Raw genomic sequence first — 14,939 nt, 5'->3', positions numbered from 1 at the left:
TGTCAAAATCAATATCGGCACGGCATTTTTGCGCTTGGGTAATCATCAGGGAGGCTAATTCCTCAAAAATCCGATAATCACGATTCGCGTTAGCTCGGGACAGAGTGGAAAGAGCGATACTCTTTCCAAAACCCAAACGATACGATTTCTGGTGGTGTGCATCAGTCAAAATGCACAAATCACGCATACTATCGCAGTTTGAGAGTTGCCCGAACATCATCATGAGCAGTTGATTCCAGCAGGAAAAATCACGAATCCTCATATTCCCCCTGTATTTTTTGACGATGTATTTAAATTGTTCATACGGCAAAAAATCAGTCAATTGAGCGAAAACATATTTGTCTTGATTCATAACAGGTTACATTTAACCTGCAAAATTATCATTTCAAATCGGGGGAAAAGAAAATCAACCGTAAATATCTGATATACAAAAATTTCAAAGAACTATTTTATAACTTAACGCAACACTAATGATGAAAAATTAATAATTGGCTTGTCAGTTATCAGTTATCAGTGAACAGTCATCAGTCAACAGTATTCTCATGCAAAGACGCTAAGTCGCAAAGTCCAATTTATAATTCATTGTAATACTTATATTTATTAACTATATTTCGTTAAAACCTGACAAACCTGACGACTTTTTATACAATTTTTATTGTCACTTTTTCTTCTAAAGACTCCGTGCTACTCCGTTTACTCTGTGGTTAAAAATAAAAGGTAACAAAGGTTACACCTTTTTCAGTAAACAGTAAACAGATAGCAGTAAACAATTTGTGTTTGTCTACTCGTATCTCATATAACTTTCAACTTAGTACTTAAAACTTATTACTTATACCAATACTTCAAAGAGCTACAAGCTATCAGCTAAAGGCTAACAGCTACATACATAGATAAATTTTTCAAGAGATATTATCATTCGTTCTGCTTATTACATTTTTGATTTAAACCTTAAAATATCTATCTTTGAAAAATCTGATTTTTAAAATTTGATTAAAATGATAAACACCCGTCGATTATTAGTAGCAAGTACTTTGCTGCTATTTACATGTGTAAATATGAATGCTCAAAAGACCGTTAAGTTATGGAGTGCAAATCCTCCGACAAGTAATGAAATAACAGAAGCAGAGAAATATGAGAGAGATGGAGGCTGGGTTATAAATGTATCTTCTCCTGAACTTTCGATCTACCAGCCCGACAAAGAAAAAAGCGCAGGATTAGCTGTTGTGATATGTCCCGGAGGAGGATATGCCGGACTGGCTATTGAGCATGAGGGTGTGCAGTTTGCGCAATGGTTGAGCGGTCAGGGAATAACTGCCGCTATATTAAAATACCGAATGCCAAATAAACATAAAGAAATACCACTGGATGATGCACAACAGGCAATCCGTTATATGCGTGAACATGCTGGTGAACTTGGTATCGGTGTCAATAAAATAGGTATTGCGGGTTTTTCTGCAGGCGGACATCTGGCTGCGACAGCCTCCACCCATTATGCGATAGAGGGTACAAGCACAAGGCCTGACTTTTCAATCCTTTTCTATCCCGTTATCACAATGGAAGTGGCTACGCATGGAGGTTCCAAGTTAAATCTGTTAGGAGATAAGCCTTCTGTTACCGATGTGCATACTTTTTCGAACGAAAAGCAGGTAAATGTGAACACTCCGCCTGCAATATTGTTATTGAGTGATGACGACAAGGCGGTCCCGCCGGCTAATAGCATATTATATTACGACGCTCTGAAACATAATGATGTGCCGGCAACAATGTATATATTCCCCGAAGGCGGGCATGGCTGGGGTATGAGAGAGAATTTCAAATATCATACACAAATGCTCGACTTGTTGGCTATGTGGCTGAAAGATATACAAAACAAACAATAATATTTAATAAAAACCAGTATAAATAAGATGCAAAAAATAAAAGTAGCGAATCCCATTGTAGAGATGGACGGCGATGAAATGACCCGTATCATCTGGCAATATATTAAGGATAAACTAATTCTCCCTTATGTAGAAATAGACCTGAAATATTATGACCTGAGTATTCAGAACCGTGATGCAACAGACGATCAGGTAACAATAGACAGTGCCGAGGCCACAAAAAAATACAAAGTGGCCGTAAAATGTGCCACTATTACTCCGGATGAGGCACGTGTAGAAGAATTTGATCTGAAAAAAATGTGGAAATCTCCCAATGGTACTATCCGCAATATAATAGGGGGTACAGTTTTCCGCGAACCGATTATTATCAGCAATATCCCGCGTTTAGTGAATACATGGACACAACCGATTATTATCGGACGTCACGCAAATGCCGATCAATATAAAGCCACCGATTTTGTTACAAAAGGAAAAGGTACATTAACCCTTACCTTTACCCCTGAGGAGGGTGAACCCCAGTCATACACTGTCTATAACTACAGTGGTGATGGAGTGGCTATGGGTATGTACAATACGGATGAGTCTATATACGGGTTTGCCCACTCTTGTTTCAGGCTGGCTTTACAGAAGAAATATCCGTTGTACCTGTCCACAAAAAATACAATATTGAAGGCTTATGACGGTCGCTTCAAAGATATATTTCAGGAAGTTTATGATAACGAATATAAGGCTGAATATGAAAAAGCCGGTATTACTTACGAACATCGCCTGATTGACGATATGGTGGCTTCTGCCCTGAAATGGAACGGAGGTTTTGTCTGGGCTTGTAAGAACTATGATGGTGATGTACAGTCTGATACAGTGGCGCAGGGCTTCGGTTCTCTTGGCCTGATGACTTCAGTGCTGCTTACCCCTGACGGGCAGATAATGGAAGCGGAAGCTGCTCATGGAACGGTAACACGCCACTATCGTCAGCATCAGCAAGGTAAAGAGACTTCAACAAATCCAATAGCTTCTATCTTTGCATGGACAAGAGGTTTGGCTCATCGCGGTAAACTGGACGGAAATCAACCATTGATCGACTTTTCCAATAAATTGGAAGAAACCTGTGTAGAAGTAGTAGAGCAGGGCAAAATGACAAAAGACCTGGCTTTGCTTGTATATGGAGATAAAATGGAGCGTTCAAATTATCTGAATACAGAAGATTTTCTGGATGCAATCAGCCGGGAATTACAGATCAAGCTGGCGTAATCATTCGATAAAATAGAGAATAAAACCACTTGCAATCAGTTCTGCAAGTGGTTTTTTATTTGATAGAAAAGATCTGTCGGACAGGATAATAACCTTTTTGCTAAAGGATAAATGATATCAGCCTATCATACTCTTTCTTATTCCGCGAATTTAAGTGCCTGCAACTTATTCCAGCTTCCCCGTGTAAAGTCTGGTATTTCGACCGGGGCCGAACTATTATCAAGAGATATTTCGGTCAAAGGTATCAGACTGCACCACTCGGCAAGGTCATACACATCCATGTCCAGAGGCAATCCCTTTTGCAGGCAATATATCAGGCGGTAATCCATTACGAAATCCATTCCTCCATGTCCGCCTACTTCTTTGGCTTTGGCTTCTATATCTTTAACTATAGGATGTTTGTATCTCTCCATCAGAGCTTTCCGTACATCATCCGGTACAAAACTGTGTGCATTCAGGTTTTCATGGTTGGCAGCCACAGCAGGGTCTATTGCTCCTCCGTCGAGTGCATAACCTTGTGCCGGATATTTATTGGCAAAACCCTTTGTCCCTGTAAGCTGGTACATACGGCTGTAAGGACGTGGCGAATTCACATTGTGCTCGATAAGGATAGATTTACCTTTTTCGGTAGAGATAAGGGTAGAAGTATGCTCCCCGTTGCGAAAATCTTTTACATCTTCGCCGGTTTTCTTTTTTATATAGTTGATACTCGATATTTGTTTGGCATCTACAGACACAAGATAATTCATCTTGTCGCCACGATGTATATTCATTGCCTGGCATACCGGTCCCAGTCCATGGGTAGGGTATAGGTCTCCCCTGTGCTTCCTGTTATAGTCCATACGCCAGTTTTCCCAATATTGGTCCCAGAATGGCTGTAACCCGTGTATATATGCTCCTTCGCCATGGACAATCTCTCCTAGTAGTCCTTGCTGAACCATGTTGAGGGTCGTCAATTCGAAGAAGTCGTATACACAATTCTCAAGTTGCATACAATGTTTCCGGGTTTGTTCCGAAGTATTTATTAATGCCCATATTTCATCCATTGTCATGGCGGCAGGTACTTCTATCGCCACATGTTTTCCATCTTTCATACCCTGTACACCTATGGTCGCATGCGATTTCCAATCAGTAGCGATATATATTAGATCTACATTCGGCAAAGCTGTAACCTTACGCCAGACGGAGGTGTCGCCGTAGAATTCCTGCGCTTTTGGTAATCCCTTTTCCACGAGTATCTTATTTACTTTTTCCGTATTTTTTTGTTCCACATCGCAGAGAGCGATAACTTCCACACCCTTTATGTGTGTCATACGGTCTACGGCTCCCGGGCCGCGCATTCCCAGACCGATAAAAGCGATGCGGACAGTCGGTAATGGATCGGTTTTCAATTCCAGGACATCGCTTTGTCCGGCAGGGCGGGCAGGTACTTCTGTTTTTATGAAAGATGACCATTCAGTCACTTTTTGCTGTCCGCAACTGATAAACACGAGACAAAGTAAAAATAATGAAAGATTCTTTTTCATGGGATAGAATATTTATAGGTCAATATAGTGTCTTAAAGTACCTGTGTCTTATGGATAGACGGTTGTTACAAAAAAAGTATTTAGTATCTTAATATTATAGATATCTTTCTGTCGGTTGTACCGAAAGGTAGGGAAAATCCTTTAGTAGTGCATCTTCATTATCTTTAAAGAATGCCATAGTCAATTCATAACCGGCCTGATATATTTCTTCCACATGGTCGAGGTCGAACATTGAATAGCGGGAGAGTGCCACCGATTCTATCAGATAATCGCATAGATTACGATCGAGCAGCGTATTCGAACCGGACATGTAATGGAACGAGCGCTCTGCAATGTACTTTATCGAGCTGCGGAATTCGGACTTGGTAATCGGACTTACATTTACCCCTATTATCTTTGTGCATTCGCGGCGTATTGTCGAAACCGGGAAGTTCTTGAATAGCCCTCCGTCTACATAATAATGTTTGTTGATCTCCACGGGCCTGAATATAATAGGGACGGAGCATGAGGCTATTACTGCCGGTATTAACGGGCCGGAGGTAAACACCATACTTTCACCATGCTCTATGTCTGTAGCCACCACATGCAAGGGGATTTTCAGATCTTCGAAGTTTTTTGATTTTAAATGTTTTTTCAGAAAAGACTGGAAGCCCTGACTTTTGAAAAAACCTCCGTGAGGTATTGCAAATTCCGCAAACTCGCGAAAAACCTTTTTCTTAAAGAAAGATATTATCTCTTCGGGTGTATGTCCGTCAGCATATAGTACTCCGGCAAAAGCCCCTGCGCTGGTACCCGATATAATTTCAGGATAAAGTCCTCTTTCATTGAGTGCCTGTAGTACACCAAGATGGGCAAAACCTTTTGCACCTCCTCCACTCAGAGCTATTCCCAGCTTATATATATTCTTTTCGGAGCTCATTTATTGTGTGACACAGATTTAGTTCAGAGCAAATTTAGTTATAATCCTTTTACTTATGAAACTGTTGGAGCAATAAATTGAAAAGTGAAGGTGATCTTAATAATAAGACCGTTCAATCCGGCTTAAGGTTCTTATATAATAAAAAAGCCCCTGCTTTGATGTATCAAAGCGGGGCTTATGTATTTTAGGTAATAATTATTTTACTTCAAACTCTTGTTTCATATCTATTTCTTCCTTGTTTTCATCATAAAAATGATATTCGAGAAGAGCCAGATTCTGGTTTGGTAATATGTTTATTCCCCTACTGTATCTCCATTTCCACTGCCATTTGAGGGAAACAAGACCTTGATTGATAAACGCTGCAACGTATGGATGTACGTGCAAGGTAAATTTCTTCACTTTCAGATCTTTCACAAGATAACTGATTTTCATACGCAAGGTGTCTGTGAATAATATGGATGGCCTAATTTCGCCTTTTCCGAAACAGTTGGGACAAATCTCGGTTGTGGTGATTTCCATTTCAGGACGAACGCGCTGCCTTGTGATTTGCATCAATCCAAATTTGCTCAAAGGCAAAATATTGTGCTTGGCGCGGTCGTTTGCCATTAATTCCTGCATTCTTGTTATCAGTTGACTGCGGTGCTCGCCTTCAGTCATATCTATAAAGTCGATTACGATTATGCCCCCCATGTCTCGCAATCTTAGCTGTCTGGTTATTTCTTCTGCTGCCGCGGAATTCACTTCCCAGGCGTTATTTTCTTGTCCGGCTTCCGGATTCTTAGACCTGTTACCGCTGTTTACGTCTATTACGTGTAATGCTTCCGTGTGTTCTATAATCAGATATGCTCCATTGCGGAACGTTACTGTTTTTCCGAAAAGAGCTTTTATTTGTTTTGTAACGCCGAAGTTATCGAATATGGTGAGATCACCATCGTACTGTTTTACAATGTTCTTCTTCTCAGGCGCAATGAATGAAATATAATCTTTTATCTGATTACATGTGTCGGGATCATTTACATGAATTTCCTGAAAGCTCGAATTAAATACGTCGCGCAAAAGTGCAACGATACGTCCTGTTTCTTCAAAGACGAGGGTCGGCAATTTGCTTTTTTGTATTTTGGGAAGATTGTCATCCCATCGCTTGACCAGTGTTTTCAGTTCAGTATCCAGGTCGGCTACTTTTTTGCCTTCGGCTACGGTTCTTACTATTACGCCGAAGTTTTTAGGCTTTATACTCTGTATCAGCTGGCGTAGTCGGGCTCGTTCTTCCTTCGACTTTATTTTTTGCGATACGGAGACTTTATCGTTGAAAGGTATAACAACAAGGAAACGTCCGGCCAGGGACAATTCCGATGTAAGGCGGGGGCCTTTTGTCGATATAGGTTCTTTGGCTATTTGTACCAGGATTTCCTGTCCGGGTTTCAGTATGTCGCTGATAGAGCCATCCTTGTCGATATCATTCTCCAGTTTCATTTTGGAGATGTTCGGGAATTTTTTCTTATCAACTAGTGCCTGTTTGTAGAACTTATCAACAGATTTGAATTGAGCACCAAGATCTAAATAGTGAAGAAAAGCGTCCTTTTTGTATCCAATGTCTACAAAAGCAGCGTTTAGTCCGGGCATAAGCTTTTTCACTTTGCCGGCATAGATGTTCCCTACCGCGTATGAAGCGTCTCTTCCTTCTTTTTGCAGTTCGACAAGCTTTTTGTCTTCAAGTACTGCTATCGAGACCTCATTGGGCTGAACATCGACTACTAGTTCGCTATTCATAACTATAATTTAGAAGTTGAAAATTAGATTTAAATATATTCAGTATTTAAACCTGAAAATAGGGTTGCTTCTTTATATCCGAGAAGCGGGTTTCATATAATACACAAAGAACAAACTTAAAATTCAACAATTTGTAAGTTTGTTCCTGTATATTTCTGTTAAAGAAAGAACTAAGGCTTATTTTTTCTTTTTGTGCCTATTCTTTCTCAGTCTTTTTTTGCGCTTATGCGTAGACATTTTATGTCTTTTTCTTTTCTTTCCGCTTGGCATGTTATTTATATATTTAGTAATTAATAATTATGTGCGTCTCAATTACTTTCTTACCTGGATTACGAAAGTTTTAGCCGGTTTGAATGCCGGAATTGAATGTGCTGGTATAATGATAGTCGTGTTTTTAGAGATGTTACGAGCTGTTTTTTGAGCTCTTGTCTTCACGATGAAACTACCGAAACCTCTTAAATAAACATTTTCATTCTTGCTCAGGGAGTCTTTGACTACGTCCATGAATGATTCAACTGTTTTCAATACAGTCGCTTTGTCTATGCCTGTATTTTTCGCAATCTCGTTAACGATGTCAGCTTTTGTCATTTTCTTATTTTTTTTAGATTCAAAACAATTAATTTTTTGGACTGCAAATATATAGCTTTTTATTTACCTTTGAAACAAATAATAACCATTTTTTCTAAATAATGCAGAAATTAACTTTCGGCGACAGATGATTTTTGCTTATGGTAAATAATTGTAAATGAGTAAAGAAAAAGATTTAAGATTGAGTTCTATATTAATAAGGTGGTATAATCGGAATAAGCGGGACCTGCCCTGGCGTGATACCACAGACCCTTATATTATTTGGATTTCAGAAATCATATTGCAGCAAACTCGTGTAGATCAGGGATATGCGTATTTCACCCGGTTTGTAAAAAGATTTCCTTCTGTAGATTTATTGGCACAGGCCGAAGAGGATGAGGTTTTGAAACTTTGGCAGGGCTTGGGATACTATAGCCGTGCGCGTAATCTTCATGCGGCCGCAAAAATAGTTTTGGAGAAATATCAGGGAGTTTTTCCACAAGACTATACTGATGTTTTGAGTATGAAAGGGGTGGGAGAGTATACGGCTGCCGCAATCGTATCTTTTGCCTATGATCAGCCGCATGCTGTAGTTGACGGTAATGTATTCAGGGTGCTGTCGCGTATATTTGCAGTAGAAGAGCCTATAGATAGCACAAAGGGTAAGAAGTTGTTTTCTCAGCTTGCTCAGGAACTTCTAGATGATAAAAGGGCGGGTTTGCACAATCAGGCTATCATGGAATTTGGAGCATTGCAGTGTGTGCCTGTGTCGCCTGATTGTAACAGTTGTCCGGCTTCGGTAATGTGTCTTGCCTATGCTCAGGACAAGGTGAATGTATATCCGGTTAAAGCCGGGAAGCAAAAAGTGCGCGCCCGTTTTTTCAATTATTTTGATGTCAGGTACGGCGATGGATATATGCTTTTGCATAAACGTACGGCCAAAGATATCTGGCAGGGCCTGTATGAATTGCCATTGATAGAAACCGCAGAAGCTATGTCTATAGAGGAGTTGCACAGGACAGATAGTTTCAGGCGTATATTCGAAAATGGAGATGGGCTTCATATTAAATATATAACGCAAATGAAGCACATTCTTTCTCATCAGGCTATACATGCAGTATTTTATCAGGTGGAGGTTCGAAAGGTGTCAGCTGTAGATGGATATATAGAGGTGAGAGCTAGTGATGTGGACGAATATCCGGTGTCTCGCCTGGTTCATAAATATTTAGAAAAAATGTAACTATTCGGGTCTGGTATTTGCATAAGCCGCAAAACGCTCTAACTTTGTACGAAACATAAACAAATATCGAAACATGGATAAGATATCTTTAATTGTTCCTTGCTATAATGAAGAACAAGCACTCCCTTTCCTATATAAAGAATTAGTGAAACTGACAGACGAAATGCCGGAACAGGAATTTGAATTTATTTTCATCAATGATGGTTCTAGGGACAAGACATTGGAGTTGGTAAAAGAATTGAAGGAATCAGATGATAGGGTACATTTTGTATCTTTCTCCCGTAACTTCGGAAAAGAGGCCGGTATATATGCCGGACTGAAAGCGGCTACAGGTAACTATATTTCATTGATAGATGCTGACTTGCAAGATCCGCCATCTCTTTTGAAGGAGATGTATGAGAGTCTTAAAACGGAAGAATTCGACTGTGTGGCGACAAGGCGTGTCGACAGAAAGGGTGAGCCTGTCATGCGCTCATTTTTTGCCAAACAGTTTTACAAACTGATAAATAAAATCTCAGATACGGAAGTTGTTGACGGTGCGCGTGATTTCCGTCTGATGACACGGCAGATGGTAGACGCCATTCTGGAGATGAGTGAGTATAACCGTTTTTCGAAAGGTATATTTGGTTGGGTCGGATTCAAAACCAAATGGATAGCTTTTGAAAACATAGAGCGTGTTGCCGGTGAAACCAAATGGTCGTTTATCGGGTTGTTTCTGTATTCGCTTGAAGGGATAATTGCTTTCTCTACCCGGCCTTTGCTTATCGCTTCCCTCTTTGGTATCTTGTTTTGTCTCATCGCATTTGTGATGATCTGTGTTATTATTTTCAAAACGCTGGTGTTTGGGGATGATGTGCAGGGTTACCCGTCCACTATGTGTGTGATCTTCTTTATCGGAGGTATTCAATTGTTTTGCCTTGGAATTTTGGGGCAGTATCTTTCCAAAACTTATCTGGAAACCAAAAAACGACCTATTTACATAGTAAAGGAAAAAGCATAAAAGGTTATTTTGCAATCTTTGGTTGTCAAATTTGAATAATTTGGCATATAAATTTTTGTGTTTAAAAAATAAAACTGTAATTTTGCGCCGATTGTCCGCAGACTCTCATTTGGTGCGCTTTTTGCGCTTTTAGCAAAGTGTCACGAATACCATCGGAAGTGATTGACAATTGATAGAAAAGTTTTAATCTTAAAATGAAAATATGAGTTCTTCTGCTCTTTTTTTAGTTGTTCTTTTAACAGGAATTATGCTTGTGTGTGCCGGGCTCGGCATGGCATTATTGTTATCACCGAAATCATTTAACGCACAAAAAGGAGAACCATATGAATGTGGGGTTCCTACTCACGGTACTTCATGGATGCAGTTTAAGGTAGGGTATTACCTTTATGCGATCCTGTATCTGATGTTCGATGTGGAGGCGATCTTCTTATTTCCGTGGGCGACTGTTGTACGGAATTTAGGGCTGCCCGGATTATATAGCATATTGTTTTTCGTATTAATCTTAGGTCTTGGACTGGCCTATGCATGGAGGAAAGGAGCATTGCAATGGAAATAAAGAAAATATATATAAAAGGTATTCCTAACGATGAGTTTAAGGATAATGAGTATCTTGAAGATTATATAAAGGAACTGAATGAAAACGGAGTTCCCGTTGTTGTTGGAAAGTTGGACGATCTTATTAACTGGGGACGCTCCAATTCTGTCTGGCCTCTGGCATTTGCTACCAGTTGTTGTGGTATTGAGTTTATGGCTTCGGCTGCTGCCCGTTACGACCTTGCCCGTTTTGGGATGGAGGTTACACGTAATAGTCCCCGTCAGGCCGATACGATGGTAGTAGCAGGCACAATTGTGCATAAAATGGCTCCGCTACTGAAGCGTGTATACGATCAGATGGCAGAACCGAAATATGTTGTGGCCATGGGTAGTTGTGCTATTTCCGGCGGTCCGTTTGTAGATTCATACCATGTAGTGAAAGGGATAGATGAAATAATGCCGGTAGATGTATATGTGCCGGGATGTCCTCCTCGTCCGGAAGCGCTATTCTATGGCTTGATGCAGCTGCAACGTAAAATAAAGGTAGAACGCTTTTTGTTCAAAGTGGATAAAAAGAATAAGTAACCCCTTTCTGGTTACACCAGGGGATGGTTATTCCCCATATAAAACGAACATGTAATTCGCAACTATAATATATCGATGGAAAACATCAGGAAAGTAATATTGGAAGCCGTACCCGAAGCGGTGATCGAAGAAGCCGGAAGGCTTACGGTTACTGTGGAACCGGACAAATTACGCCATTTGGCAAAAGCTCTTCGTTATCATGCAGAGTATCCTTTCGACTATCTGGCTATGCTGACCGGAATGGACTGGGGAGAAAAGCTCGGAGTAAACTATCTTTTGGCTTCATCAAAAGATTTATCCAAAGAGGTTGTAATGAAAACAGGTACAGCCGATAGAGAAAATCCTTTGCTTTATACTGTTACAGATATATGGGAAACTGCCCATTATAACGAACGTGAGGTATATGCAATGTTCGGTATCCGTTTTATCAATAATCCGGATATGCGCCGTTTCTTTCTCAATTCCGATTGGAATGGTTTTCCATTGAAAAAAGATTATGATGCAAACCCAGTATTGAATCCAGTTTCGGTAGAGAGTAAAGATATCGTTGATGTCGCTCCCCGGATTATGGAAACTCCGAATGGATTGAAGGAGGAAACTGTAAGGGTATTCGAAGAGACCGATTATATAATAAATATAGGACCACAACACCCTTCTACTCATGGGGTAATGCACTTCCGTGTTGCATTGGAAGGTGAGATGGTGAAGAAGATAGACGTTCATAGCGGATACATTCATCGCGGGATAGAAAAGATGTGTGAGAACATGACTTATCCGCAAATACTACACCTGACAGACCGTCTGGACTATCTTTCCGCAAATATCAACCGTCACGGCCTATGTATGTGCGTGGAGAAAGCCTCAGGAATAGAAGTTCCGGAAAGAGCGCAATATATCCGTACCATTATGGATGAGTTGAATCGTATAGATTCTCATCTTGTAGCATGGGCGACCATGTGTATGGACTTAGGTTCTACCACTGCTTTTATATATGGTATGCGCGAACGCGAGGAAATTCTTAAAATATTTGAACAAACATCAGGTGGGCGTTTGATTATCAATTACAACGTTATCGGTGGTGTTATGTTCGATATATATCCTGAATTCCAGAAAGATGTAAAAGCGTTTATTCCGCTTATGCGTAAGCGCCTGAAAGAATACGACCGATTGTTTACAGGAAATGTTATTGCACTGGGACGTATGAAAGGAATTGGCCTTCTTTCCAAAGAAGATGCTATCTCTTATGCGGTTACAGGGCCTGCCGGACGTGGATCGGGTTTTGCTTCTGACATCCGTAAGCATGTACCTTATGCGCTTTACGACAAAGTAGAATTTACAGAAATTATACGCGAAGAAGGAGACGCTTTCGCCAGATACCTGAACCGTCTGGATGAAATAGAAGAGTCTCTGAAAATTATAGAACAATTGGTAGACAATATACCTGATGGCGAATTCTTAGCTAAAACAAAAGCTATCATCAAATTGCCTGAAGGAGAATTTTACCAGAGAGTGGAAGCCGGCCGTGGAGAATTCGGTGTATTCATCGAAAGCCGTGGTGATAAGGTTCCATACCGTCTGAAGTTCCGTTCTCCGTCGATGGCTGCCGTGTCGGTGATGCCTTTGATTTGTGAAGATGAAAAAATTTCAGACTTTATCGGTATCGGTGGTTCTATGGACTATGTGATTCCTGATATCGACCGTTAATACAGATTAAGGTCTCAGGCCTATTTGTTGCTTTTGTATTTGCAACAGCAATAGTAGGTTGCGATTAAATAATGTTGCATTAAATGCTTTTTTGCTTATTCATTTTATCAATATAAAAACATATGCTGTTAAAATTTTCGTTAGAGCCCTCTCAATTGACCACATGGCTTGATACATGGCTACACGCCAATTTGCCTACATGGGCAGCTCTGACAATAGAATTTGTACTGATAGGTGTTGTCTTACTTACTCTTTATGCAGTACTGGCCTTGATATTAATCTATGTAGAACGTAAAATTACGGCATTTTTTCAGGCTCGTTTAGGTCCCAACCGTGTAGGTAAGTACGGACTCGTTCAGAGTGTGGCCGACATGGTTAAGATATTGCTGAAAGAAATTATTCATGTTAAGCAGTCTGACAGGTTCCTGTTTTTTACAGCGCCTTTCTTTATGATTGTGGCTTCCATGCTTACATTCGGTGCATTACCATTTGGGCAGGGACTTCAAGTCGTGGATTTCAATATCGGAGCATTCTATGTAATTGCCGTTTCATCATTGGGTATCATCGGTGTACTATTGGCAGGATGGTCCAGTAACAACAAATATTCGATGATTGGAGCCATGCGAAGCGGTGCGCAATTTATCAGCTACGAGCTTTCAGCAGGATTTGCTTTGATGACAATGGTTGTACTTTCGGGTACAATGAGTTTTTCCCAGATAATACAGGGACAGACATATCTTCACCAATGGAATATAATAGCAGGACACGTGCCCGCATTTATTGCATTTATTATTTATCTGATTTCAGGACATGCCGAGACTAACCGTGGACCTTTCGACTTACCGGAAGCCGAATCGGAGTTAACGGCAGGTTATCATACGGAATATTCAGGATTGCAATTTGGGTTTTTCTATCTGGCAGAGTATCTGAATATGTTTATCGTTGCTGGTATCGCCGCTACAGTATTCTTAGGAGGATGGATGCCTGTACAAATTGAAGGTTGGGATGACTTTAACCAGATAATGAACTATATTCCTTCATTCGTGTGGTTCTTTATGAAAGCAGGATTCCTTGTTTTCCTTAGTTTGTGGGTAAGATGGACATTCCCGCGTTTGCGTATCGACCAGCTATTGAATCTGGAATGGAAATATTTATTACCGATCAATATGGTAAACATATTATTGATGGTAGCTATGGTTTTATTGGGTTGGACTTTTAAATGAGTAAAAGATAGTATTTATATACTGTTGCAGATATAAAAATAATAAAAAGGTCTGAGGCCTTAATTTATAGAAAATACGACAATGAGTTCAGTATCAGAATATTTTTCAGGTTTATTTGGAGGTATCAAGTCATTGCTCACGGGGATGAGAGTGACGTGGGGTGAGCTGTGGACAAAAAAGATCACAGAGCAATACCCTGAAAACCGTGCAACCCTAGTAATTCCTGACCGTTTCCGTGGCGAGCTGATTATGCCGCACGATGAAAACAACGAACATGCCTGTACCGCTTGTGGTATCTGTCAGATGAATTGTCCGAACGGAACAATACAGGTTATATCGAAGAGTATAGAAACAGAAGACGGGAAAAAGAAAAAAATCATAGATCGTTACATCTATGATTTAGGAATGTGTACATTCTGTAATCTGTGCGTGATAACTTGTCCGTCGGATGCAATTGTTTTTGCGAATACATTTGAAAATTCGCTTTTCACTCGTAGCAAGCTTATACAGCAATTAAACCATGAGGGGTCTAAGCTTCGTGAAAAGAAAAAGGAAAAACCGGCTCCTGCTGTAGTCTCAGCTCCTGTAGCTAAAGCTGAAGAAGCTGTGCATGGAAAGAGTACTGCACCGGAAAATGTTCCTCAAACACCGCTTGAGCCTATACCTGCACAGGATATAAAAACGGCCGATGGAAGCCATCCCGAACTGGATGTGAAAAAAGATGTGACAACCAAGACAGT

General features: G+C 40.3%; 13 protein-coding genes and 1 pseudogene. 9 read left to right on the top strand and 5 right to left on the bottom strand.

The window, feature by feature from the left end:
* On the bottom strand, window positions 1-352 hold a 352-nt coding region (locus tag HMPREF9455_RS20410), incomplete at its 3' end, for a DUF4372 domain-containing protein (protein WP_006801664.1).
* Between the two features lie 643 nt (window positions 353-995).
* Here HMPREF9455_RS20410 and HMPREF9455_RS20405 point away from each other — a divergent pair.
* Together HMPREF9455_RS20405 and HMPREF9455_RS20400 are read left to right on the top strand one after the other, a co-directional pair.
* Window positions 996-1,880, top strand: coding sequence for an alpha/beta hydrolase (locus HMPREF9455_RS20405; RefSeq protein ID WP_006801663.1), 885 nt, complete (start codon window positions 996-998; stop codon window positions 1,878-1,880).
* Window positions 1,881-1,907: 27 nt separating this feature from the next.
* Window positions 1,908-3,131 carry an isocitrate dehydrogenase (NADP(+)) gene (locus HMPREF9455_RS20400; RefSeq protein WP_006801662.1) on the top strand — a complete coding sequence of 408 codons (1,224 nt, stop codon included), beginning with the start codon at window positions 1,908-1,910 and terminating at the stop codon, window positions 3,129-3,131.
* 137 nt (window positions 3,132-3,268) lie between these two features.
* Here HMPREF9455_RS20400 and HMPREF9455_RS20395 read toward each other — a convergent pair whose 3' ends face one another.
* The 4 genes from HMPREF9455_RS20395 to HMPREF9455_RS20380 all read right to left on the bottom strand — a co-directional run bounded on the left by HMPREF9455_RS20395 (window position 3,269) and on the right by HMPREF9455_RS20380 (window position 7,967).
* Window positions 3,269-4,657: a Gfo/Idh/MocA family protein gene (locus HMPREF9455_RS20395; RefSeq protein WP_006801661.1), complete on the bottom strand. Its 1,389-nt coding sequence runs from the start codon at window positions 4,655-4,657 to the stop codon at window positions 3,269-3,271.
* 94 nt (window positions 4,658-4,751) lie between these two features.
* Complete coding sequence (locus HMPREF9455_RS20390) at window positions 4,752-5,576, bottom strand: patatin-like phospholipase family protein (RefSeq protein ID WP_006801660.1); 825 nt, start codon at window positions 5,574-5,576, stop codon at window positions 4,752-4,754.
* Window positions 5,577-5,771: 195 nt separating this feature from the next.
* Window positions 5,772-7,346: an Rne/Rng family ribonuclease gene (locus HMPREF9455_RS20385; protein WP_006801659.1), complete on the bottom strand. Its 1,575-nt coding sequence runs from the start codon at window positions 7,344-7,346 to the stop codon at window positions 5,772-5,774.
* Window positions 7,347-7,658: 312 nt separating this feature from the next.
* A complete protein-coding gene (locus HMPREF9455_RS20380; RefSeq protein ID WP_260397887.1) occupies window positions 7,659-7,967 on the bottom strand; it encodes an HU family DNA-binding protein in 309 nt (102 codons plus the stop codon).
* Between the two features lie 124 nt (window positions 7,968-8,091).
* Here HMPREF9455_RS20380 and mutY point away from each other — a divergent pair, with 124 nt between their 5' ends.
* The 7 genes and pseudogenes from mutY to HMPREF9455_RS20345 form a co-directional block, all read left to right on the top strand.
* Entirely contained in the window at window positions 8,092-9,153 is a 1,062-nt protein-coding gene (gene mutY, locus HMPREF9455_RS20375; RefSeq protein ID WP_006801657.1) for an A/G-specific adenine glycosylase, read from the top strand.
* Between the two features lie 73 nt (window positions 9,154-9,226).
* On the top strand, window positions 9,227-10,153 hold the full coding sequence (locus HMPREF9455_RS20370) for a glycosyltransferase family 2 protein (protein WP_006801656.1): 927 nt from the start codon (window positions 9,227-9,229) through the stop codon (window positions 10,151-10,153).
* Between the two features lie 202 nt (window positions 10,154-10,355).
* Window positions 10,356-10,709 carry an NADH-quinone oxidoreductase subunit A gene (locus tag HMPREF9455_RS20365; RefSeq protein ID WP_006801655.1) on the top strand — a complete coding sequence of 118 codons (354 nt, stop codon included), beginning with the start codon at window positions 10,356-10,358 and terminating at the stop codon, window positions 10,707-10,709.
* Window positions 10,700-11,272, top strand: coding sequence for an NADH-quinone oxidoreductase subunit B (locus tag HMPREF9455_RS20360; RefSeq protein ID WP_044216933.1), 573 nt, complete (start codon window positions 10,700-10,702; stop codon window positions 11,270-11,272). Before HMPREF9455_RS20365 ends, HMPREF9455_RS20360 begins: the two co-directional genes overlap by 10 nt.
* Window positions 11,273-11,347: 75 nt before the next feature.
* A complete protein-coding gene (locus HMPREF9455_RS20355; RefSeq protein WP_006801653.1) occupies window positions 11,348-12,976 on the top strand; it encodes an NADH-quinone oxidoreductase subunit D in 1,629 nt (542 codons plus the stop codon).
* A 122-nt stretch (window positions 12,977-13,098) separates the two neighbouring features.
* Complete coding sequence (nuoH, locus tag HMPREF9455_RS20350; RefSeq protein ID WP_006801652.1) at window positions 13,099-14,199, top strand: NADH-quinone oxidoreductase subunit NuoH; 1,101 nt, start codon at window positions 13,099-13,101, stop codon at window positions 14,197-14,199.
* A gap of 81 nt (window positions 14,200-14,280) precedes the next feature.
* Window positions 14,281-14,754 (top strand): annotated as a pseudogene (locus HMPREF9455_RS20345) (4Fe-4S binding protein); the annotation flags it as partial.
* Window positions 14,755-14,939 lie beyond the last annotated feature (185 nt).

The sequence above is a fragment of the Dysgonomonas gadei ATCC BAA-286 genome (genome assembly GCF_000213555.1).
GTDB classification, from domain to species: Bacteria; Bacteroidota; Bacteroidia; order Bacteroidales; family Dysgonomonadaceae; genus Dysgonomonas; species Dysgonomonas gadei.
This window is presented reverse-complemented; position numbering and strand designations above follow the sequence as displayed.